This window comes from Aeromonas sp. 130281, from assembly GCF_056642115.1.
On sequence record NZ_JBWVQS010000005.1, the window covers coordinates 312,168 to 335,585 of the forward strand.

Annotated in this window: 17 protein-coding genes and 1 tRNA gene; 7 read left to right on the top strand and 11 right to left on the bottom strand. The window is 59.8% G+C overall.

Annotated features, from left to right (window positions below; genetic code table 11):
* Positions 1-261 precede the first annotated feature (261 nt).
* Positions 262-337: transfer RNA gene (locus AC1IN8_RS15265), tRNA-Asn, on the bottom strand.
* A gap of 132 nt (positions 338-469) precedes the next feature.
* Between AC1IN8_RS15265 and uvrB the strand changes: the two genes are divergently transcribed.
* From uvrB to AC1IN8_RS15280, 3 genes are all read left to right on the top strand, one after another.
* On the top strand, positions 470-2,482 hold the full coding sequence (uvrB, locus tag AC1IN8_RS15270) for an excinuclease ABC subunit UvrB (protein WP_139434289.1): 2,013 nt from the start codon (positions 470-472) through the stop codon (positions 2,480-2,482).
* Positions 2,479-2,736, top strand: a complete 258-nt coding sequence (locus AC1IN8_RS15275) for a YkvA family protein (RefSeq protein ID WP_479759465.1) — start codon at positions 2,479-2,481, stop codon at positions 2,734-2,736. The genes uvrB and AC1IN8_RS15275 overlap by 4 nt, the downstream gene beginning before the upstream one ends.
* An 80-nt stretch (positions 2,737-2,816) precedes the next feature.
* On the top strand, positions 2,817-3,467 hold the full coding sequence (locus AC1IN8_RS15280; protein ID WP_139434290.1) for a DedA family protein: 651 nt from the start codon (positions 2,817-2,819) through the stop codon (positions 3,465-3,467).
* 507 nt (positions 3,468-3,974) lie between these two features.
* Here AC1IN8_RS15280 and dsbB read toward each other — a convergent pair.
* Together dsbB and nhaB are read right to left on the bottom strand one after the other, a co-directional pair.
* On the bottom strand, positions 3,975-4,496 hold the full coding sequence (gene dsbB / locus AC1IN8_RS15285) for a disulfide bond formation protein DsbB (RefSeq protein ID WP_479759467.1): 522 nt from the start codon (positions 4,494-4,496) through the stop codon (positions 3,975-3,977).
* An 86-nt stretch (positions 4,497-4,582) separates the two neighbouring features.
* Entirely contained in the window at positions 4,583-6,157 is a 1,575-nt protein-coding gene (gene nhaB / locus AC1IN8_RS15290; protein WP_479759469.1) for a Na(+)/H(+) antiporter NhaB, read from the bottom strand.
* Between the two features lie 333 nt (positions 6,158-6,490).
* Here nhaB and fadR point away from each other — a divergent pair, with 333 nt between their 5' ends.
* Positions 6,491-7,204 (top strand): fatty acid metabolism transcriptional regulator FadR, encoded by a 714-nt coding sequence (gene fadR, locus AC1IN8_RS15295; RefSeq protein WP_139434293.1) that lies wholly within the window; start codon positions 6,491-6,493, stop codon positions 7,202-7,204.
* Positions 7,205-7,265: 61 nt separating this feature from the next.
* Here fadR and AC1IN8_RS15300 read toward each other — a convergent pair whose 3' ends face one another.
* The 4 genes from AC1IN8_RS15300 to AC1IN8_RS15315 form a co-directional block, all read right to left on the bottom strand.
* The gene (locus AC1IN8_RS15300; protein ID WP_202045860.1) at positions 7,266-8,786 is read right to left on the bottom strand and encodes a SpoVR family protein; all 1,521 of its coding nucleotides are present in this window, start codon (positions 8,784-8,786) and stop codon (positions 7,266-7,268) included.
* 10 nt (positions 8,787-8,796) lie between these two features.
* Entirely contained in the window at positions 8,797-10,068 is a 1,272-nt protein-coding gene (locus AC1IN8_RS15305; RefSeq protein ID WP_202045859.1) for a YeaH/YhbH family protein, read from the bottom strand.
* A 24-nt stretch (positions 10,069-10,092) separates the two neighbouring features.
* Positions 10,093-12,015: a PrkA family serine protein kinase gene (locus tag AC1IN8_RS15310; protein WP_139434296.1), complete on the bottom strand. Its 1,923-nt coding sequence runs from the start codon at positions 12,013-12,015 to the stop codon at positions 10,093-10,095.
* Between the two features lie 562 nt (positions 12,016-12,577).
* A complete protein-coding gene (locus AC1IN8_RS15315; RefSeq protein ID WP_479759472.1) occupies positions 12,578-14,500 on the bottom strand; it encodes a RecQ family ATP-dependent DNA helicase in 1,923 nt (640 codons plus the stop codon).
* A 337-nt stretch (positions 14,501-14,837) separates the two neighbouring features.
* Here AC1IN8_RS15315 and sstT point away from each other — a divergent pair, with 337 nt between their 5' ends.
* Positions 14,838-16,088, top strand: a complete 1,251-nt coding sequence (gene sstT, locus AC1IN8_RS15320) for a serine/threonine transporter SstT (protein ID WP_319912384.1) — start codon at positions 14,838-14,840, stop codon at positions 16,086-16,088.
* Positions 16,089-16,812: 724 nt separating this feature from the next.
* Here the strand turns inward: sstT and AC1IN8_RS15325 are convergent.
* The 3 genes from AC1IN8_RS15325 to pabB form a co-directional block, all read right to left on the bottom strand.
* The gene (locus AC1IN8_RS15325; RefSeq protein ID WP_247626006.1) at positions 16,813-18,111 is read right to left on the bottom strand and encodes an HAAAP family serine/threonine permease; all 1,299 of its coding nucleotides are present in this window, start codon (positions 18,109-18,111) and stop codon (positions 16,813-16,815) included.
* Positions 18,112-18,308: 197 nt separating this feature from the next.
* Positions 18,309-18,893 (bottom strand): CoA pyrophosphatase, encoded by a 585-nt coding sequence (locus tag AC1IN8_RS15330; RefSeq protein ID WP_342058402.1) that lies wholly within the window; start codon positions 18,891-18,893, stop codon positions 18,309-18,311.
* A gap of 55 nt (positions 18,894-18,948) precedes the next feature.
* Entirely contained in the window at positions 18,949-20,325 is a 1,377-nt protein-coding gene (gene pabB / locus AC1IN8_RS15335) for an aminodeoxychorismate synthase component I (protein WP_479759474.1), read from the bottom strand.
* Between the two features lie 209 nt (positions 20,326-20,534).
* On the opposite strand from pabB, the gene AC1IN8_RS15340 reads away from it, so the two are divergent.
* A complete protein-coding gene (locus AC1IN8_RS15340) occupies positions 20,535-22,058 on the top strand; it encodes a fumarate hydratase (RefSeq protein WP_202045854.1) in 1,524 nt (507 codons plus the stop codon).
* 154 nt (positions 22,059-22,212) lie between these two features.
* On the opposite strand, the gene AC1IN8_RS15345 is transcribed toward AC1IN8_RS15340, so the two are convergent.
* Positions 22,213-22,689, bottom strand: a complete 477-nt coding sequence (locus AC1IN8_RS15345; RefSeq protein ID WP_202045853.1) for a cell division inhibitor — start codon at positions 22,687-22,689, stop codon at positions 22,213-22,215.
* Positions 22,690-22,922: 233 nt separating this feature from the next.
* Here AC1IN8_RS15345 and AC1IN8_RS15350 point away from each other — a divergent pair, with 233 nt between their 5' ends.
* Positions 22,923-23,120 (top strand): DUF4250 domain-containing protein, encoded by a 198-nt coding sequence (locus AC1IN8_RS15350; protein ID WP_005323525.1) that lies wholly within the window; start codon positions 22,923-22,925, stop codon positions 23,118-23,120.
* Positions 23,121-23,418: the final 298 nt, after the last annotated feature.

Genomic DNA, 23,418 nt, shown 5'->3' on the forward strand with positions numbered 1-23,418 from the left:
CAGAAACTGTGGATAACCCTGTTCATGAAACTTGGCGATCAGCCTGCAAGCCGCGCCAATACTGGGGTGCAAGGACTGTTCAAAAAATACCGGTAAAAAAATGTTTCTATAAAAATCAAATAGTTATACGCAGCAGAACAAAACGCTGCTGGCCAGGAACCGGGGATCAAATGGGGAGTGTGCCGCGAGGGACGGCTTGTGCATTAAAATTGGCAGAGGAAAGCACTAAAGTGGATAACTTGCACCGAGATGGTGAGGAATTGGCTCCCCCGACTGGACTTGAACCAGTGACATACGGATTAACAGTCCGCCGTTCTACCGACTGAACTACGGGGGAACATCAGGCAAGGAGGAGCATCATACAGAGGTCGCATTTCGGGGTCAATAGCCGTCAGGGGGCGAGAGCGGATACCCAGGCCCGTCAACTCGGGGTACACTGCTCTCTTGCCGTTTTTTGTCGGGAGTCGTCATGAATAAGCCTTTCAAGCTGGCCAGCCAGTTTAAACCCGCGGGGGATCAGCCTGCGGCCATCGCCCGCCTGCTCGATGGCATCGAGTCCGGCCTCGCCCACCAGACCCTGCTCGGGGTGACCGGGTCGGGCAAGACCTTCACCATGGCCAACGTCATCGCCACCCTGAACCGCCCGACCATGATACTGGCTCCCAACAAGACCCTGGCCGCCCAGCTCTATGGGGAGATGAAGGAGTTCTTCCCCGAGAACTCGGTGGAGTACTTCGTCTCCTATTACGACTACTACCAGCCGGAAGCCTATGTGCCGACCACGGACACCTTTATAGAGAAGGATGCCTCCATCAACGATCACATCGAGCAGATGCGGCTGTCGGCCACCAAGGCGCTGCTGGAGCGGCGAGACGTGGTGATCGTCGCCTCGGTATCGGCCATCTATGGTCTGGGGGACCCCCAGGCCTACCTCAGCATGATGCTGCACCTGAAGGTGGGGGATGTGATCAACCAGCGGGACATACTGCGCCGCCTCGCCGAGCTGCAATACACCCGCAACGACATGGCCTTCCAGCGCGGCACCTTCCGGGTGCGGGGGGAGGTGATCGACATCTACCCTGCCGAATCGGACAAGCTGGCCTTGCGGGTGGAGCTGTTTGACGAGGAGGTGGAGCGCCTCTCCCAGTTCGATCCCCTGACCGGTGCCATCGAGCAGACTGTGGTGCGCTACACCATTTACCCCAAGACCCACTACGCCACGCCGCGCGAGACCATCCTCGGGGCCATCGATCACATCAAGGAAGAGCTCAAGGGACGCCGCGAGCAGTTGCTCTCCCTCAACAAGCTGGTGGAGGAGCAGCGCATCAGCCAGCGCACCCAGTTCGACATCGAGATGATGCAGGAGCTGGGGTACTGCTCCGGCATCGAGAACTACAGCCGCTATCTGTCGGGGCGGGCCCCCGGCGAGCCGCCGCCCACCCTGTTTGACTACCTGCCGGGGGATGGCCTGCTCATCATCGACGAGTCCCACGTCACTGTGCCGCAGATAGGCGCCATGTTCAAAGGGGACAGATCCCGCAAGGAGACCCTGGTGGAGTACGGCTTCCGGCTCCCCTCGGCGCTCGACAACAGGCCGCTGAAGTTTGACGAGTTCGAGGCCCTGATGCCCCAGACAGTGTTCGTCTCGGCGACCCCCGGCCCCTACGAGCTGGAGAAGTCCGGCGGCGACGTGGTGCAGCAGGTGGTGCGTCCCACCGGCCTGCTCGATCCTGTCATCGAGGTGCGCCCCGTCACCACCCAGGTAGACGATCTGCTCTCCGAGATCCGGCTGCGGGTGGCGGTGGAGGAGCGGGTGCTGGTCACCACCCTCACCAAGCGGATGGCGGAAGACTTGACCGAATACCTGGCGGATCACGACGTGCGGGTGCGTTACCTGCATTCGGACATAGACACAGTGGAGCGGGTGGAGATCATCCGTGATCTGCGTCTCGGCAAATTCGACGTGCTGGTGGGCATCAACCTGCTGCGGGAAGGGCTCGACATGCCGGAGGTCTCCCTGGTGGCCATTCTGGATGCGGATAAAGAGGGCTTCCTGCGCTCCACCCGCTCCCTCATCCAGACCATTGGCCGGGCGGCGCGCAACCTCAACGGCAAGGTCATCCTCTACGGCGACACCATCACCAACTCCATGAAGGTGGCCATCGAGGAGACCGAGCGGCGCCGTGCCCTGCAGCACGCCCATAACCTGGAGCACGGCATCACGCCCAAGGGCCTCAACAAGTCGGTGGGGGACGTGATGGACATGGGGGGCAGCCGCACCGCCGGCAAACCCGGCAGAGGCAGTCGCAAGGCGGCCGAGCCGCAAGGGGAGTACCATGCCCGCTCCGCCAGCGAGATCGCCAAGGAGATCAAGCGGATGGAGGAGCAGATGTTCCAGCATGCCCGGGATCTGGAGTTCGAACAGGCCGCCGCCATGCGGGATCAGATCCAGCGGCTGCGCGGCGAGTTGATTGAATCATGAGCGGCAAGCGTTGGCTGATCTGGCGGCGCCTGCGTCGCCTCTACGCCGGTTTTCGCCACCCGGACACCCCCTGGTGGGCCAAGGGGCTGGTGATCCTCATCCTCGTCTATGGCATCAGTCCGGTGGATCTCATCCCGGATCTGGTGCCCTTCGTTGGCTGGCTCGACGACGTCAGCCTGCTGCTGTTGCTGCTCTGGGGGGGGGAGTCCTGCCTGCCCGCAACAGTCAGGAAGGGGCTGGATACCCTGGAATGAGGGGAGAGACGATGCCGCAGATTGTCGGGCGCAAGGCATTGGCGTAGACTCCACGCCGTTCACTTCATGGGTATGAGAAAATGGATCTGATCCTGTTTGCAATCGACTTTATTCTGCACGTTGACGTGCACCTGAAAGAGCTGTTCGAGCACTATGGCATCTGGGTTTACGCCATCCTGTTCCTCATCATCTTCTGTGAGACCGGCCTGGTGGTGACCCCCTTCCTGCCCGGCGACTCCCTGCTGTTTGCCGCAGGCGCCCTCACAGTGGGCAGCGTGCTGGACGTGCACACCCTGGCGGGGGTGCTGATCATCGCCGCCGTGCTTGGCAACGTGGTGAACTACACCATAGGCCACTTCTTCGGGGATCAGCTGTTTCGCAATCCCGATTCGAAGATCTTCCGGCGCGACTATCTGGTCAAGACCCACGCCTTCTATGCCAAGCATGGCGGCAAGACCATCATCATCACCCGCTTCCTGCCCATAGTGCGCACCTTTGCCCCCTTCGTGGCGGGCATGGGAGCCATGACCTACCCGCGCTTCCTGGCGTTCAACCTGATTGGCGGCTTGCTGTGGGTGTTGTCGTTCGTCTATGCGGGCCACTTCTTCGGCAACCTGCCGGTGGTGCGCCACAACTTCACCCTGCTCATCTTCGGCATCATCGGCATCTCGCTGCTGCCCATGATTGTCGGCATGGTGAAGGCTCGGATGCACACCGCCAAGGCGAGTTGAGTGCGTGCCTGTGCAACCGTGCACAGAGACTGCGGAAAATGAAAAGGGAGCCGATGGCTCCCTTTTGTATGCGTTGATGCGTCTTATATGGCTGCGTCAGCGTCAGCGTCAGTTGCAGCAGCGGCCCCTGACCAGGTTGCCGACTGCCACTACCACGAACACCAGCAGGTAGGCGGCGAAGCTGACCATCAGCCAGATGACAGGGGCATGGAGAAACGGGAGCGGCTTGGGTGGCTGACACCGCTGATGGAAAAGGGAGCCGATGGCTCCCTTTTGTATGGGTTGTATATGGCGGCATCAGCGTCAGTTGCAGCAGCGGCCCCTGACCAGGTTGCCGACTGCCACTACCACGAACACCAGCAGGTAGGCGGCGAAGCTGGCCATCAGCCAGATGACAGGGGCATGGAGAAACGGGAGCGGCTTGGGTGATTGGCACCGCTGATGGAAAAGGGAGCCGATGGCTCCCTTTTTGTGTGCGTTGATGCGTCTTATATGGCGGCGTCAGCGTCAGTTGCAGCAGCGGCCCTTGACCAGGTTACCGATGGCGACCACCACGAACACCAGCAGGTAGGCGGCGAAGATGACGATCAACCACTGCGGCATGGAGAAACTCAGGAACTGCCAGCTGATCTCGCTGCAATCGCCGTCCGGGAAGAAGAGCCAGGGCACCCACTGATCGAGGGGAGCCCAGCTTGGGAAGTCGACGAAGCCTTCGCACACATTGAAGGGGGAGGGGTTCACCTGGTAATCCACATGCTTGAGTGCCAGCTTCAGGCCCCAGAAGGCGCTGTAGCCCCACAGCAGTATGGCACTCCAGCGGAGATACCACTTCTCTGGCGCCACCATGCCGAGCAGGCCGGCAGCAAACACCCCGAGGATGGCGATCCGCTCATAGATGCACATCACACACGGGTGCAGACCCAGCACATGCTGGAAGAAGAGGGCGCACAGCTCGAAGCAGAGAGCAGACGCGGCCAGCAGGCCCCAGGCCAGACGATGGCTGGCAATACGGCGAAGAAACTCGATCATCTGATTGATCTCACAGAGAAAAATAATGGCTGAATTAGAGCAGAGCCCCATTTAAAAAGAAAGGGGCCTCATGGCCCCTCGCGTCATCAGTGTGCCGCGGGTGCCAGGGTTGGCACGGCGCCCCCCTGCGTCAGCCAGCCGGCCTGGTAGAACCATTCGGTGGCAGGGGCGAGCAGTTGTTCCACCGCAAAGAACCCCACCAGCCCCAGCACCAGGGTGTAGGGCAGAGCCATCCACACCATGCGGCCATAGGAGAGGCGCAGCAGCGGCGCCAGCGCCGAGGTGAGCATGAACAGGAAGGCCGCCTGGCCATTGGGGGTGGCCACCGACGGCAGATTGGTCCCCGTGTTGATGGCCACCGCCAGCAGATCGAAATGCTCGCGGCTGATGGCGCCATTGAGCAGGGCGGTCTTTACCTCGTTGATGTAGACGGTGCCGACGAAGACGTTGTCGCTCACCATGGAGAGCAAGCCGTTGGCCAGATAGAAGAGGGCGAGCTGATCCTCGGGTTTGGCAGCCAGTACCCACTGGATCACCGGTTTGAACAGCTGTTGATCGATGATCACCGCGACCACGCTGAAGAAGACGGTGAGCAGGGCGGTGAAGGGCAGCGCCTCATGGAAGGCCTTGCCTAGGGCATGTTCCTCGGTGACGCCGGTGAAGGAGGTTGCGAGCACTATGACGGTCAGGCCGATCAGGCCCACCGCCGCCAGATGCAGGGCCAGACCAGTGATGAGCCAGAGGGCGATCGCCGCCTGGACCAGCAGCTTGGCCTTGTCTTGCGGGCTGCGCCCGGCATCTTCGTCGCGCTCATAGGCTTCCATGATATGGCGCACAGGCTCTGGCAACTTGGTGCCATAACCGAACCAGCGGAATTTCTCCACCAGGATGCAGGTGAGCAGACCGCAGAGGAAGACGGGGATGGTGACCGGGGCCATGCGAATGGCAAATTCACCGAAATGCCAGCCCGCCTGCTCACCAATGATGAGGTTCTGGGGCTCGCCGACCAGGGTGCACACGCCACCCAGGGCAGTACCGATGGCGGCATGCATCATCAGGCTGCGCAAAAAGGCGCGGAACTCGTTCAGGTGCTGGCGAGACAACTCGTCGATGTCCTCGTCATCCTGATGTTGACCCTCAAACTCGTCGCGGGAGGCCACCTTGTGATAGATGGAGTAGAAACCGGTGGCGACGCTGATGACCACGGCGATCACCGTCAGGGCGTCGAGGAAGGCGGACAAGAAGGCCGACACCAGGCAGAAGGCGAGGGAGAGCAGGGTCTTGGAATGGATGCGGACCAGCATCTTGGTGAAGACGTAGAGCAGCAACTGCTTCATGAAATAGATGCCGGCCACCATGAAGACCAGCAGCAGCAGCACTTCGATGTTGGCCACCAGTTCATGCTTGATCTGGTTCGCCGAAGTCATGCCGATGAGCACGGCTTCGATGGCCAGCAGGCCGCCCGGTTGCAGCGGGTAGCACTTGAGCGCCATGGCCAGGGTGAAGATGAACTCGACAACCAGCAACCAGCCAGCCAGGAAGGGATCAATGTGGAAGACGATCGGATTGATCAGCAGGAATAGAACGATGGCAATTTTGTACCACCGAGGGGCATTACCCAAAAAATTCTTTGCAAAAGCGCGCCCTAGGCTGATTGGCATAATGATGGTTCTCTGTTCTGTTGTTGGTATCTGCGTCTATGCAGTCGAGCCCGACTCGACCCGAACATCCGGATATTCACCTTTATCAAATTGATTGCACATGATTTTAATCAAGGGAGCGCTAACTATAAATAACGCCGCCGTACTTGCCCAGCGGCGAGGCGTCGATATCACCATCATTTGGTGTTGCTTGGCTCCGGCCATATGGCTGTATACATATTTTTAACAAAAAGATCGGGTTAATGTGAGCAGAGGACTGACCTTCTGCTTGCCAGCATGACCGGCTTTGCTATTATTCGTGAGCCTTTTTACGCACTACAACAGAGTCACCACATGGTCATAAAAGCGCAAAGCCCTGCCGGGTTTGCCGAGGAATACATCATCGAGTCCATCTGGAACAATCGCTTTCCTCCAGGATCCATTCTGCCGGCGGAGCGCGAACTGTCCGAGCTGATTGGCGTGACTCGCACTACCTTGCGCGAAGTGCTGCAGCGCCTTGCCCGCGATGGCTGGCTCACCATCCAGCATGGCAAACCGACCAAGGTCAACAATTTCTGGGAAACCTCGGGTCTCAACATCCTGGAGACCTTGGCACGGCTCGATCAGGACAAGGTGCCGGATCTGGTGGCCCAACTGCTGTCGGCGCGCACCAACATCTGCACCATCTTCATCCGTGGCGCCATTAGAAACAACCCGGAGCAAGCCGCCGAGATCCTGCGCGGTGCCGATGAGGTCGAGAACACGGCTGAGGCCTATGCCGAGTTCGATTACCGTCTGCACCACCAGCTCTCCTTTGCTTCCGGCAATCCGATCTACGCCTTGATCCTCAATGGGTTCAAAGGGCTGTACAGCCGGGTCGGCCGCTATTACTTCTCCGACAAGCAGGCGCGCGAGACGGCGGATGCCTACTACAAGACGCTGCTGGGCTTGGCCGAGACCAAGAATCACGAGGCCGTGTTCATGACGGTGCGCCAGTACGGTATAGAGTCAGGTAAATTGTGGACCCGTCTGCGCCAGGACATGCCGAGCAACCTGTGCGATAACTGATGTGTGTCACAACGAAAAAACGCGCCTGATGGCGCGTTTTTTTATGCTCCTTGCCTGCCCATCAGGTCAGGCTCTTGCGATCCGGGCAGCGCCCTATGATGTCTGCGGTGAGCTCGCCGTTATCCTGCTCCAGCACCACATCGAATCCCCACAGCTGGTGCAGATGCTTGAGCACCTCGTGCCGCGACTCGCCGAGGGGGATCCTGTTGTGGGGGACATAACGCAGGGTGAGGGAGCGATCTCCCTTCACCGCCACGTTGTAGACCTGAATGTTGGGCTCCAGATTGCTCAGGTTGTATTGGGCTGACAGGGTGTTGCGCACCAGCCGGTAACCCTCCTCGTTGTGGATGGCGGAGACCTTGAGGTAGTTCTTCAGATCGTCGTCATCGATGGCAAACAACTTCATGTCGCGCATCACTTTAGGACTTAAAAACTGGCTGATAAAGCTCTCGTCCTTGAAGTTCTGCATGGCGAAGTGCAGGGTGTCGACCCAGTTGGTGCCGGCGTAATCGGGGAACCAGTATCTGTCTTCCTCTGTGGGGTGCTCGCAGATGCGGCGCAGGTCGGTGAACATGGCAAAACCGAGGGCATAGGGATTGATGCCCGAGTAGTAGCGGCTGTTATAGGGGGGCTGGTACACCACGTTGGTGTGGCTGTGCAGCACCTCTATCATGAAGCGATCGCTGATCTTCCCCTCGTCATACAGGTGATTGAGGATGGTGTAGTGCCAAAAGGTGGCCCAGCCCTCGTTCATCACCTGGGTCTGTTTCTGCGGGTAGAAGTACTGGCTGATCTTGCGCACTATGCGCACCACTTCCCGCTGCCAGGGTTCCAGCAGGGGGGCGTTCTTCTCGATGAAGTAGAGGATGTTCTCCTGAGGCTCGGGTGGATAACGCCTGTCCTCGATACCGGCGGCCTTGTGCTGCTTGGGAAGGGTACGCCACAACTCGTTGACCTGGGTCTGAAGGTAATCTTCCCGCGCCTTCTGGCGCCGCTTCTCCTCTGCCAGGGAGATCTTCTGGGGCCGCTTGTAGCGATCCACCCCGAAGTTCATCAGGGCGTGGCAGGAATCGATCAGCCGCTCTACGGCATCTATGCCGTGTTTTTCCTCGCATTCGGTGATGTAGTTCTTGGCAAACAGCAGGTAGTCGATGATGGAGGAGGCATCGGTCCAGGCCTTGAACAGGTAGTTGTTCTTGAAAAAAGAGTTGTGGCCATAGCAGGCGTGCGCCATCACCAGGGCCTGCATCGGCATGGTGTTCTCTTCCATCAGGTAGGCGATGCAAGGGTCCGAGTTGATGACGATCTCATAGGCCAAGCCCATCTGGCCGCGCTTGTAGTTGCGCTCGGTGTGGATGAAGCGCTTGCCGAACGACCAGTGCTGATAGCCGATGGGCATGCCGACGCTGGAGTAGGCATCCATCATCTGCTCGGCGGTGATCACCTCGATCTGGTTGGGATAGGTATCCAGCCGATAAAACTTGGCAACCCGGGCAATCTCCTGGTGATAGGTCTCCAGCAGATCGAAGTTCCAGTCAGGCCCATCGTCCAGCGGCGCTATTTTTCTCGCGGTTTCTACCATATGTGATCCCTCAAGCCGCTTGCTTCTTGAACAACTCCCGGAACACCGGATAGATGTCCTCAACCTTGCGAATGTGCTCCATCGCGAAGTGGGGGTACTGCTCGGCCACCGACTCGTACTCGTGCCACAGGGTCTGATGAGCGCGGGTGGTGATCTCGATGTAGGAGTAGTAGCGCACCCGCGGCATGATGTCGCGCATCAGTATCTCCCGGCACTGGGGCGAGTCATCCGCCCAGTTGTCGCCATCGGACGCCTGCGCCGCATAGATGTTCCACTGGTTGGCAGGGTAACGCTCGTTGATGATGTCGTTCATCATCTTGAGGGCGCTGGAGACTATGGTGCCGCCGGTCTCCTGAGAGTAGAAGAACTCGTGTTCGTCCACTTCCTTGGCCTGGGTGTGGTGGCGAATGTAGACCACCTCCACGTTCTTGTAGGTTCGGCTCAGGAACAGATAGAGCAGGATGTAGAAACGCTTGGCCATCTCCTTGGTGGCTTGATCCATGGAGCCGGAGACATCCATCAGGCAGAACATCACCGCCTGGCTGGAGGGCACGGGCCGTTTGACGAAGTTGTTGAACTTGAGATCGAAGGTGTCGATGAAGGGCACCGCCTCGATCCGCCGTTTCAGCTCCCTGATCTCCTTTTCGAGCTGTGCCATCTCGGCAAAATGTTCGTTGGGATCGACGGCCAGCAGGGCCAGCCGCTCCTCCAGTTCACGCAGCTGGCGCTTCTTGCCCGCCTGCAGCGCCATGCGACGCGCCAGCGAATTTTGCAGCGAGCGCACCACGTTGATGTTGGCGGGCACCCCGTTGGAGGTGTAGCCCGCGCGGTAGGTTTTCATCTCCATCAGCTGGTTGAGCTGGGTCTTCTGCAGCCGTGGCAGCTCCAGATCCTCAAACAGCAGGTCCAGGTACTCGTCTTTCGAGATCTGGAACACGAAGTCGTCAGCTCCCTCACCCTGATCCGAGGCCTGGCCTTCGCCCCCGCCCTGACCGCTGCCCCCTCCCTTGGGGCGGTCAATCTTGTCACCGGAGACGAACTGATCATTGCCCGGGTGCACCATCTCCCGTTTACCGCCTTGGCCTTGATGGAAATGGGGCTCACCGATGTCCTTGGTCGGGATGCTGATGCTCTCGCCCTTGTCCACGTCCTGAATGCTGCGCTTGGAGACAGCATCCGAGACCGCTTGTTTGATCTGCTTCTTGTAGCGGCGGATGAAGCGCTGCCGATTGACAGCGCTTTTGTTTTTGCCGTTGAGCCTGCGGTCGATAAAATGCGCCATAACTCCCCCTTGAACACGGCAGGGTCAGGATGACTTGCGTACCCTGAGATACCATTCGGAGAGCAGGCGTACCTGTTTGCGGGTGTAGCCCTTCTCCATCATCCGTTCGACAAAGTTATCGTGCTTCTTCTGCTCCTCGGCCGAGGTTTTGCTGTTGAAGGAGATAACCGGCAGCAGCTCTTCCGTGTTGGAGAACATCTTCTTCTCGATCACGGTGCGCAGCTTCTCGTAACTGGTCCAGTTGGGGTTACGGCCTGCGTTGTTGGCCCGTGCACGCAGCACGAAGTTGACGATCTCGTTGCGAAAATCTTTCGGGTTGCTGATCCCGGCCGGTTTTTCGATCTTCTCCAGCTCGCTGTTGAGCGATGCCCGATCAAACAGCTGGCCGGTCTCGGGGTCACGGTACTCCTGATCCTGGATCCAGAAGTCGGCATAGGTGACATAGCGATCGAAGATGTTCTGCCCGTACTCTGAATACGACTCGAGATAGGCGGTCTGGATCTCCTTGCCGATAAATTCCACGTAGCGCGGGGTCAGATAGCCCTTGATGAACTCGAGATAGCGATCGTGCAGCTCCTGCGGGAACTGCTCGCGCTCTATCTGCTGCTCCAGCACATAGAAGAGGTGGACAGGGTTGGCCGCCACTTCCGCATGGTCGAAGTTGAAGACACGGGAGAGGATCTTGAACGCAAAGCGGGTGGAGAGGCCGTTCATGCCCTCGTCGACGCCAGCGTAGTCGCGATACTCCTGATAGCTCTTCGCCTTGGGATCCGTATCCTTGAGGCTCTCGCCATCATAGACCCGCATCTTGGAGTAGAGGCTGGAGTTTTCAGGCTCCTTGAGCCGTGACAATACGGAGAACTGGCCCAGCAGCTCCAGGGTGCCAGGGGCGCACTTGGCCTCGGTAAGCTCGCTGTTGAACAGCAGTTTCTCGTAGATCTTCACCTCTTCCGAGACGCGCAGGCAGTAGGGCACCTTGACGATGTAGACCCGGTCGAGGAAGGCCTCGTTGTTCTTGTTGTTGCGGAACTGCTGCCACTCGGATTCGTTGGAGTGGGCCAGCAGGATGCCGTCGAAGGGGAGGGCGGAGAGCCCCTCGGTGCCGTTGTAGTTGCCTTCCTGGGTCGCGGTCAGCAAGGGGTGCAATACCTTGATGGGAGCCTTGAACATCTCCACGAATTCCATCATCCCCTGGTTCGCCTTGCACAGCGCCCCTGAGTAGGAGTAGGCATCGGCATCATCCTGGGCGTAGTGCTCCAGCATGCGGATGTCGACCTTGCCCACCAGGGAGGAGATGTCCTGGTTGTTGTCGTCCCCCGGCTCGGTTTTCGCGATAGCGATCTGATCCAGGATGGAGGGGTTGACCTTCTCCACTTTGAACTTGGTGATGTCACCGCCAAACTCGTGCAGCCGCTTGGCCACCCAGGGGGACATGATGGGCCTCAGGTAGCGGCGCGGTATGCCGTACTCTTTTTCCAGGATCTCGCCGTCCTCTTCGATGTCGAACAGGCAGAAGGGGTGGTCATTGACCGGCGACCCCTTGATGCGATAGATGGGCACTTTTTGCATCAGGGACTTGAGTTTCTCGGCCAGCGAGGATTTGCCGCCGCCGACGGGGCCGAGCAGATAGAGGATCTGCTTCTTCTCTTCCAGTCCCTGAGCGGAGTGCTTGAGGTAGGAGACGATCTGCTCGATGGCCTCTTCCATGCCATAGAAGTCTTTGAAAGCGGGATAGCGTGCGACGACGCGGTTGGAAAAGAGGCGGCTGAGGCGCGGATTGACGGAAGTGTCGATCATTTCCGGTTCGCCGATGGCAACCAGCAGTCGTTCGGCGGCGGAGGCATAGCAGGATTTGTCCTGTTTGCACATATCCAGAAACTCCTGGATGCTGTACTCCTCCTCTCTGGCCTTCTCATACCGCTGTTGATAGTGCTCGAAGATGCCCATAACTTAGCCCTCGTTATAGTCGCTTACCCTGAAAAAGAGTGGATCACTACTTTTGTTCTGTTTACCTCTTAAGCCTAGTCAACAGCCCCCAGTAATCCATCGCCATCATTGGTTTAAGTTTGTACGGGAGCTTCCCGATCCTCATGCGGGAAGAGGCAGCCAATGACATCTCTATGTTACTGACTGTTAAATTATTTTTGCCACGACAGTGATGCAAATGTCAAAGACATAAAAAATAAATGTTTGTGTGGCAGGCGCAGAAAATGATGGTCCCCGGGTTTGTCGAATCGAAGTGCAGGCGGGGCAAGGGTGGCAGGGGAGAAGGGATGAAATGTCATGACGCTTACGTTAACGTAATGCGTGTTGTTTGGTGTTTAAGCTCTAATTTTTACATTGACGCTACATTCCGGCTGCTCTAGATTGGCCCTGTGTCGAGCAGTCATCGCTTTAGCAAGAGAGTGGGTGATTGCGCAGATACTAAGCTCTGTTTAAGCACGTTTCCGTTGGCTTGACCCTCGCATCCGCGAGGGTCTTATTTTTTCAGCGTCCGGCAAGCGGGTGATCAAGCGTCGGCAGGATAGATCGCGGACACCGCCGCCAGCACCTCGGCGAAGGGATGGGTCGCCAGCTGGCCAAAACCGGCCAGGTTTCTCGCCTTGATCCGGGTGGTCAGGGGGGTGGCGATACCGCACAGGAAGCGGGTCAGGATCCTGGGATGGCGCTGGTGACACAGGGCAATCAGAGGATCGCACCAGGCGCGCAAGCCGTGCTCGTTGGGCAAGCCCGGAGATGGCAGCGGCGGCAGCACGGCTATCTCCCCCCGGCAGACGGAGCAGTGCCCGCACTGCTCGGGCGCCTCTTCATCGGCAAAATAGCGGGCCAGCTCATGGCTCAGGCAGTGGGTCGAGGTAAAGAACCCCAGCAGGGCCTGGAGGCGGGCAAGCTCGCTCTGCTCTTTCTTTTCAAACAGTCCATGCAGCTCTTCGGCCAGTGCCGTCGGGTCGATATGCTGGCGCACGATCCGATACACCTCCGTCATCTGCTTGCTTTCAAGCTCGATCCAGCCCTGCTGCTGCAGATAATCCAGCGCCGCCGCAGCGCGCTGGCGTTCCCCCTGATAACCCTGCCACAGCGCATCGAAGTCCATGGTGCACCAGCTGCGCGCCTGGGGCGCACAGGCAAACAGCTGCTCCAGGAACTGGCGGCGATCGGGATTGAAGCGAGCCAGGATCTCCCGTTTTTCCAGCACGAACTTGAAACGGTACTCGGCAAAGTAGCTGTAGGCCGGGGCAATGATCCCCGCCATCTCCAGATAGACCAGCAGGGTCTTGAGGGGCAGTTGGCGAATGTTGGTCTCGTTGGAGAGGCGCAGCAGGCCAAATTCCCACTCGGCACCACTCTGTTGCAGGATCTGGAGCAAGCTCAGGATGGCCTCCCTGTCCGGGGTGTCCCCATAGACGAAGTTTTCCAGCACAGGCAACTGGGCGCGGCTCGCCAGCACCATGCAGCGGGAGGGGAACCCGTCACGTCCGGCGCGGCCTATCTCCTGGCTGTAGTTCTCGATGGATTTGGGCAGATCGTAGTGAATGACCCGGCGGATATCGGCCTTGTCGATGCCCATGCCAAAGGCGATGGTGGCGACGATGCAGTCGAGTCGGCCGGCCATGAAGTCGTGCTGGATCTGGCTGCGAAGGGCGGGATCCAGCCCCGCATGATAGGCACAGGCGCGAATGCCGATGGCCTGCAGCTGATCGGCGCACTGCTGCGCGCTGTGCTGCAGGGTGACGTAGACGATGGTGGGGGCCGCGGGATCGCGGCGCAACTCGTCACGCAGCCAGCCATCGCGGGCACTGCCGGCCAGCGGGATCACGGTGAGATCCAGATTGGGGCGATAGAAACCTGTCACCACCAGATCCTCGGCCTCGATGGCGAATTTGGCCTGCATGTCTGCCATGACCGCCGGGGTGGCGGTGGCGGTGAGCAGCAGTACCTGGGGAATGGCGAGATCGCGGCGATGGTCCGGCAGCTTCAGATAGTCGGGCCGAAAGTTGTGGCCCCACTCCGAGATGCAGTGCGCCTCGTCCACCACCAGCAGGGAGAGTGGCACCTGGGCGATAAAGCGGCGAAAGCGTTCGTTCTTGAGGCGCTCCACCGAGATCATCAGGATCTTGAGCTGGCCGTCACTGGCCTGCTGCATCACCCGGCGGCTCTCCTCTGGGGTCTGGCTGGAGTCCAGGGTGGCGGCGGCAATCCCCTTGCTCTGCAAGAAGGCGAGCTGATCGTGCATCAGCGCCAGCAGGGGGGAGATGACCAGGGTCAGATGGGGCAGTGCCAGCGCGGGCAACTGGTAGCAGAGGGACTTGCCTGCGCCGGTCGGGAAGATGGCTGCCGCACTCTTGCCGGCTAGCAGGCGGCTGATCACCGCTTCCTGGCCGGGGCGCAGCCGGTCGAAGCCGAAGTGTCGGGTCAATAAAGAGGTGATCATGGCAACAGGCTCCAGTGCAAAGTGAGCGGCATGATACCACTCTCGCCTCCACATCGGCCGATGATAGGACTGGTTTGGTGACAATTTGACCGTAGTTGATATTGTGTTATCACATTGTTGTAGATTTTTTGTGAGGTAACCCTGATATTTTTCAGTGATTATGTGGAAAAAAACGATGGCAGATGGGATATTCCTTGTCCGCAACCCCACGCGTACTGGACAGATCCAGAAGAAGGTTTGCCAACGGCACCACCGTCCACAGGCCGGTGTCAATGCGCGCGGCAGGTTGCCAACAGGACTAATGATTCACGCACCATGAGTGCACAGGGACTATTTGATGACACAACAACACCCCCTCATAAAACTGGTCAACAGCACCAGTCTGGTTAGCCAGATCCTGGTCGGTCTGGTATTCGGTATCCTCCTTGCCATGTTCATGCCTGAATGGGCCAAGGCGGCGGGTCTGCTTGGCAGCCTGTTCGTCGGTGCCCTGAAGGCGGTCGCCCCGCTGCTGGTCTTCGTGCTGGTAATGTCGGCGATCATCGGTCACAAGCAGGGTCAGAAGACCAACATGAAGCCGATCTTGCTGCTCTATGTGCTGGGGACCTTCCTGGCCGCCGTGGTGGCCGTGATGGCGAGCTTCCTGTTCCCCTCCAACCTGCACCTGGTGGCCAGCACTGCCGAGATCACCCCGCCGGGCGGCATCACCGAGGTACTGCAGACCCTGCTGTTCAACGTGGTGACCAACCCGGTGAAGGCGCTGCTGGATGCCAACTACATCGGTATCCTGGCCTGGGCCATCGGCCTTGGCATCGCCATGCGTCACGCGGGTGACAGCACCAAGGCACTGATTTCCGATGTGTCCCACGGGGTTTCCAGCATCGTCAGAGCGGTGATCCGCTGCGCCCCGCTCGGCATCCTGGGTCTGGTGGCCTCCACCCTGGCCGAGACAGGTTTCGATGCCCTGTTTGGCTATGCCCAACTGCTGGTGGTGCTGATCGGCTGCATGCTGTTCATCGCCTTCGTGGTCAACCCGCTCATCGTGTTCTGGAAGATCAAACGCAACCCCTATCCGCTGGTGCTGACCTGTCTGAAAGAGAGTGGCGTGACCGCCTTCTTCACCCGCAGCTCCGCCGCCAACATCCCGGTCAACATGGCGCTGGCCGAGAAGCTGCGTCTGCCGGAAGACACCTACGCGGTCTCCATTCCGCTGGGTGCCACCATCAACATGGCCGGTGCTGCCATCACCATTACTGTGCTCTCCATGGCGGCGGTGCACACTTTGGGGATGGAAGTGGATATAGCCACCGCCATTCTGCTCTCCGTGGTCGCCACCATCAGCGCCTGTGGCGCCTCCGGCGTGGCCGGTGGCTCCCTGCTGCTGATCCCGCTGGCGTGCAGCCTGTTTGGCATCAGCAACGACATCGCCATGCAGGTCGTCGCCGTGGGCTTCATCATCGGGGTGCTGCAAGATTCCGCCGAGACGGCCCTCAACAGCTCCACCGACGTGCTGTTCACCGCGGCCGCTTGCATGGCCGAGGATGAGAGCCTGCTGGAGGCGGCGCCGCTGCCCAGCCGCGAAGCCTGATCCCCTTAGCTTTTCCCTGAATGCTGGCGCCCTCTTCGGAGGGCGCTTTTTATTGTCTGCAATCTTGTGTCACCGACGCTTGCGCCTTCCTTAATCCAATCTGCCGGTTGCCGCTGTGGGCCTCTTGTCCATGGGTGGACGCGCCTGCCTGCGAGGGCGGTCGCGGCTATCCCTCTGGAAAGGAAGGGCAGCAGGGGCGGCGGGGGTCATAGGCTCAGGCGCTGATGGGCAGTCAGCCGCCGTGTCGCCATCGCGGCAAGGGCTCAAGGCTAGTCAGCGGGCAGAGGGGCGCAGGATTGGGGTCGTTCTGTGTCGCCGCCTTGGAGCCTTGGCGAGCGACGGTATCCCGTGTATCGGATGCAAACCCAGGCTCCTGAGGGGGGGCCCGAGGTGCCCGATGTAGGCGCGGTATAGCGCCCATCCTCCTGCACGGGAACCCGGCAAAGGGTTGGGGAAGGTCTGAAAGGAACATGGGCGGGGGGATCACTCGGCAGCATGGGGCTGTCATCCCTTTTGCCCAAGCGCGGGGACTGATAAGAGAGCAGATTGCACGGGCGGCAACGCAGCGGGTGGGTGGGAAAGGTGGCTGATAGGCAGATAGCCTTATCCTGGCCCTTGCCGGTGCCCCGCAATGAAAACAGCCCGGCACGCTGAGCCTGCCGGGCTGTGGGTCTCTGGCAGGGTCAACCGGCGATCCGGTTGACCCTGGCTATCGGGGGCGGGGTTAGCCGACCAGTTGATAGAGGATGGCAGAGATGGCGATGAGGCCCATGGTTGCCACGAACAGGTTGCTGATCTGGCCCTGGTATTTCGCCATGGCCGGGACGCGCTTGATGGCGTACATCGGCATGAGGAACAGGATTGTGGCGATGATGGGACCACCCAGGGATTCGATCATGCCGAGGATGGAGGGGTTGATCACGGCCACGGCCCACAGGGTCAGGATGAAGAAGGCGATGATGAACAGCTCGATCTTCTTGTGGTTCGGCTCCTTGCCGGAGGAGCGCATCTGCTGCATCACCATGCCCTTCAGACCTTCACGGGCACCCAGATAGTGGCCGAAGAAGGAGGAGACGATGGCGACGAAAGCAACCAGCGGACCGAAGTAGGAGATGATGGGGCTCGCATGCTGGTTGGCCAGGTAGGAGAGCACGGCAATGTTCTGGGACTTGGCTTCTGCCAGCTGGGCCGGAGTCAGGCTCATCACGCAGGAGAAGACGAAGAACATCACGAAGCCCAGCAGTATGATGGCGGTGCGCTTCAAGATGGCGTCGGACTTGGCAACGGCGTTGTCGCCGTGATCACGGCGCTGGGCCAGGGCGAAGCTGGAGATGGCCGGGCTGTGGTTGAAGGAGAATACCAGCACCGGGATGGTCAGCCACAGGGTGGTGGCGAAATCCTTGGCGGAGGGCACCTGGGCCAGGGCGGCACCGGTCCAGTCCGGGATCAGGTAGAGGGAGATGCCCGCCAGGATGGCGATGAGGGGGTACACCAGGAACTCGGTGACCTTCAGCATCAGCTTCTCACCGGCCAGCATGACCGACATCATGGCCATGATCAGCACGATGGAGAGGATCCAGCGCGGTGGCGCCGTCATCTGCAGCTGGTTGACCAGGAAGCTCTCGACGGTATTGGTGATGCCCACGCCGTAGATCAGCACTATGGGGTAGATGGCAAAGAAGTAGAGCAGGGTGATTAATTTGCCGGCGCCCACGCCGAAATGCTCTTCCACCACTTCGGTGATGTCCGCATTGGGCTTCTTGGAGGAGAGCACGAAGCGCGCCAGGCCGCGGTGGGCCAGGTAGGTCATGGGGCCGACCAGCAGCGCCATCACTACCAGTGGCCAGAAGCCACCCATGCCGGCGTTGATGGGCAGGAACAGGATGCCGGCGCCGACGGCGGTGCCGAACAGGCTGATAACCCAGGTGGTGTCTTGTTTGCTCCAACCGCGTGATTGGACCGAGCGGATCCCTTGCTCCTGTGCGGCTGCAACGTCCTGTGCGCCAGTGACAGTATTGGACATGTGTCTCACCCCGAATGTGTGGTTTTAATTAGTCGGCGCAAGAATACTTTCTTTTTACCCAAAAATGTTGATCAGATTCACCTTTATGAGGCTGAAACCCGCACTTTCTTATGGAAATGTGATCAAAAGAATAAAAAATCAAAATTTATTTATCATATGCAGTGTTAGTTGAATGTTAACTGGATGATTTCTCACCTCTAAAGGTTATCAATATGTTGTTCTGACAGGTGCTGGGCCAGTTGGCGGATCATGCTGGCGGTTGCCCCCCAGATGAAGGAGTGCTGCCAGGGGATCCAGTAGATGGTGTGGCGCTTGCCCGCCCTTGGCAGGGTCAGGGCGATGTGGTGGGCCGGATCCAGCACATGGCTGAGGGGCACCTCGAAGGCCTGCTCCACTTCGTCGGGGCTGAGGGCAAGCCGGTAGTCGGGGTCTATCATGGCCAGTACAGGGAGGACGTCATACAGGGAGATGGTGTTGAGCGGGGTGAGGCTGCCGATGACCCGGATCTGGGAGGCGGGGATCCCGAGCTCTTCATGGGTCTCTCGCAGGGCCGTGTGGATCAGGCTCTCATCTTCCGGATCCTGGCGCCCGCCGGGGAAGCTTATCTGCCCCGGGTGGTGGCGCAGGGTGGTGCTGCGACGGGTCAGCAACAGGCGCAGCCCCTGGGGGCGCTCCACCAGGGGGATCAGCACAGCCGCCGGCTTGAGCCCTGCCAGCATCAAACGGTGGGCGGGGGCGGGGCGCTGCAACAGGAAGCGGGTCAGCAGCTCGGCGCGGTTCATCTCGATATCCATCTCGGTCCTGGTCTCCTTGGGGCGGGCGAGGGCAGTCACAGGCTCATTGGCGCAAGGCAGCCAGCAGCGGCAGGATGCGAGCCACCTTGTCGTAGGTCTCCTGATATTCGGCGTCCGGGTCTGAGTCGGCGATGATGCCCCCTCCCGCCCAGCAATGGAGCCGGCCGGCTTCGGCTATCAGGGTGCGAATGCAGATGCTGGTGTCCATCCGACCGTGCTGGCTCAGATAGCCGATGCTGCCGCAATAGGCGTTTCGGCGCACCGGCTCCAGCTCCTCGATGATCTCCATTGCCCGGATCTTGGGGGCCCCCGTGATGGAGCCGCCTGGGAAACAGGCCCGCAGCAGATCCACCCCCTGCCAGCGCGCATCCAGCTCCCCGTGAATGGTGGAGACCAGGTGATGCACGGCGGGGAAGGACTCCACCGCAAACAGGCTCGGCACGCTGACGGAGCCAGGGCGGCTGACCCGGCCTATGTCGTTGCGCAGCAGATCCACGATCATCAGGTTCTCCGATCTGTCCTTGTCGGCACTGGCGAGCGACTCGGCCACCTGTTTGTCGATAGCGGGATCCGGATGACGGGGCCGGGTGCCCTTGATGGGCTTGGTCTCGATGTGGCGGCCATCGAGCAGCAGGAAGCGCTCGGGGGAGAGGCTCAACATGGCGCTACGGGGCAGCCGGACAAAGGCCGAGAAGGGGGCCTTGTTGGCGGCACTGAGGGCGAGATAGGCGGACCACTCGTCCCCTCCATAGGGGGCGCTGAAGCGCTGGGTCAGGTTGATTTGATAGCAGTCCCCTGCCGCCAGATAGGCCTGGATGCGGGCGAACTTTTCGCCGTACTCGGCCCGACTCATGTTGCTCTGCCACTCGCCCTGCAAGGCGAAGGGGGCGCAGGGCCGAGGGGCTTGCGCCGCCAGCCACTGCAATCGTCTGGCGAGCCCGGCCTCATCTCCCCAGTGCACCAGCTGCCAGCGACCGGTCGCGACCTCCCGCAGCAGTGCCCAGTCGTAGATCCCCACTGCCATGTCGGGAACCTGGATGTCTGCACTGGCCTGGACGGGCAGACGTTCGAATCGCCGGCCCAGATCGTAGCCAAAGAGCCCCAGGGCGCCCCCGATGAAGGGCAGGTCATGCTCATCCTGCACCAGCTCCCCCAGCAGGGCTCGTTGGGTCTCGGCGAGCAGGGCGAGGGGATCGCCGTCATGATGGTTCTGGTGGCCAGCCTGGGTGAGGCAGGTGCTGGCACCCCGGGTCTCCAGGGTGGCAAGGGGATCGGCGCTGATGATGTCAAAGCGGTTGTCGGCGCCCGTTGGGCCTGCCGATTCCAGCAGGATGGCCCAGGCCTGGTGTTGCAAGCGGGCAAACAGGGCGTGAAGCGATGCTTGCGGATCGAAATGGTGGATATGCAGTCTTGGTTTCATTTTTTGTTACACAGGCAACAGTTTGCACCCAGCTCCCTAGCCGGTTCGGGTGCTCAAGCGTATCATGGCCGCCGGCATTTTTAAGAAAAACACCGTTATAAAAACACGCCGTAGTCGCCGGCTCTGTGCGCATTCGCCGCCTGCCGAAGGCCCGGCTCATATGGAAGCCCTTGCTCGCGCAAGCGACGACAAGGACCAGTGAGGATGATATGAGCATCATTAGAAAACAGGACTTTATCGATTCCATTGCTGACGCCCTGCAGTACATCTCTTTCTACCACCCCCTCGATTTTGTCCACGCCGCCAAGGCTGCCTATGACCGCGAGATCAACCCGGCCGCCAAGGATGCCCTGGCCCAGATCCTGATCAACTCCCGCATGTCTGCCGAAGGGCATCGCCCCCTGTGCCAGGACACCGGCATCGTCACCTGCTTCGTCAAGATCGGCATGCAGGTGCAGTGGGACAGCGACATGACGGTGCAGGAGATGGTGGACGAGGGCACTCGCCGCGCTTACACCAATCCGGACAACCCGCTGCGTGCCAGCGTGCTGGCGGATCCGGCCGGCAGTCGCAAGAACACCAAGGACAACGCCCCTGCCGTGGTGCACATCGACATGATCCCGGGGGACAAGGTGGAAGTGAGCATAGCGGCCAAGGGCGGCGGCTCCGAGAACAAGTCCAAGATGGTGATGCTCAACCCCTCCGACGACGTGGTCGAATGGGTGCTCAAAACCGTGCCGACCATGGGCGCCGGCTGGTGCCCGCCTGGCATGCTGGGGATCGGCATCGGCGGTACCGCCGAGAAGGCGGCCGTGCTCGCCAAGGAAGCCCTGATGGAGCACATCGACATTCAAGAGCTGATCGCCCGGGGTCCAGAGACCACAGAAGAGAAGCTGCGGGTCGAGCTCTATGACAAGGTCAACCGGCTGGGGATCGGCGCCCAGGGGCTGGGGGGCCTCACCACAGTGCTGGACGTGAAGGTCAAATCCGCCCCGACCCATGCCGCCTCCAAGCCGGTGGTGATGATCCCCAACTGCGCCGCCACCCGCCACGTTCACTTTGAGCTCGACGGCTCTGGCCCCGCCGAATTGACTCCGCCGAGGCTGAGTGACTGGCCGGAAATCACCCGTGAAGCGGGCGGCAACGTGCGCCGGGTCAATGTCGACGGCATCACCAAGGCCGAGCTCGCCAGCTGGAAGAGCGGCGATACCGTGCTGCTGTCCGGCAAGATCCTCACCGGCCGTGACGCCGCCCACAAGCGCATTGCCGACATGCTGAAAAATGGCGAAGGCTTGCCGGAAGGGGTCGACTTCACCAACCGCTTCATCTACTACGTCGGCCCGGTCGATGCGGTGCGTGACGAAGTGGTCGGCCCGGCCGGTCCCACCACCTCCACCCGGATGGACAAGTTCACCGACATGATGCTGGGTGAAACCGGCCTCATCGGCATGATAGGCAAGTCCGAGCGGGGTCCGAAAACCGTCGAGAGCATCAAGCAGCACCAGGCCGTCTATCTGATGGCAGTGGGTGGCGCCGCCTACCTGGTGGCCAAGGCCATCAAGAAGGCCCGTGTGGTGGCCTTCGCCGATCTGGGCATGGAAGCCATCTATGAGTTCGAGGTGGAAGACATGCCGGTGACAGTGGCGGTGGACTCCCAGGGCAACAACATCCATGAAACCGGTCCGGCCTACTGGTCTGCCAAAATTGCCGAGCTGGATACCAGGCTCGCCTGATCCGGTAAAAGCCCCTGCGGGGCGCCGGGCAGATGGCAGCCCAGGCCATATGACAGAAGGCGACCCCAGGGTCGCCTTTCTCGTCTTGGTTGCCGCCCTGCCAGACTGACGCTGGGGCGGGGAGCCCTGCCAGCCCGGGTCGGCACGATATGACTCAATGGTTCAGGTAGACGTCCTGCCCACCGTAACAGAGAGAGCCCTGGGAAGGGGTGGGCTCGAAGAAGCGGGTCAGGACACCGGCACGCTGACCCAGGGTGCTGAGGCGGCTGCGATCCAGGGCAACCCGTTCGGGCAGCCAGGTCAAGACGGCGGCACAATGGCCGTTGGCCAGGCTCTGCTCCAGCAGACGTTGCCAGTTCTTGATCTTGGGGCCGTGAACCACCAGTACCCGGGCGGGATTGATTCCCTGTGCCTGCAGTTGCTTGGCTACGGGCAGCCCTGGCGGCGCTATGAGCAGGATCCAGCCGCTGTCGCTTTGGCTCAATCTTCCCAGCGCATCCAGCAACGGGGCTTCATGGAGATCCATGGCCAGTCGATGCTCATGCTCCGCCTTGCTCTGATGGCGGGTGGGCCAGGTGGTGATCACACCGGCAGAGGAGGAGAGTGGGCGGTGACTCAGGGGCTGGCTCATATGTGTGTCCTGTATGAATAACCATGCTGTATGCGTATACAGTAGTTCTATCTCATGCCAGTGACAAGGCGTTTGTGATTAAAAATGTGAGCAGACTAACAGGGGTTTTTATTAACCATTTGAATTTAAACACTATTTATATCGATGATGGGGCGGGTGTTTTTTAACCTGTAGACAAAGCGCGGGCCGGCGCTCATGGTTATACAGTATGTATGGCAAGAGGAGGGACCAAGATGGATGTGAGCACCTTGCAACGGCTGGACGCCAATATTCTGCTCGGGATCATCAACGAGAAGCTGCGGCTGGAGTGCGATGGTCTGGAAGAGTTGCTGGCTTACTACGACATGACGGAGGATCAGCTGGCCACCCGTCTGCAGCAGATTGGTTATCACTACGACCCCATGAGTAACCAGTTCAAGGCCCATGGTTAATTCAGCTCAGGAAGCTGCCCCAATTGGGGCAGCTTCCTTTTATTGCCGTGCTGATACACCAAGCATTGAAAGCGATTTCATCGCCGGCCGAGTCGGCGCTTATTTTCACGTATTTTCAGCCGCTGGCAATCATTGAAAACCTATTCATGAATCCAACTTTTTGTATTTCATTCAATGTTTTGATTTTTAAGGTTATTTTTATTTTGTTCAGGGAGGATATAGGAAAGGGTTTTCATGGTGAAACTGTCATTTTTATACGTTAAAGTGTGACTCACGTTAACTTTTAAACCCCCGGCTT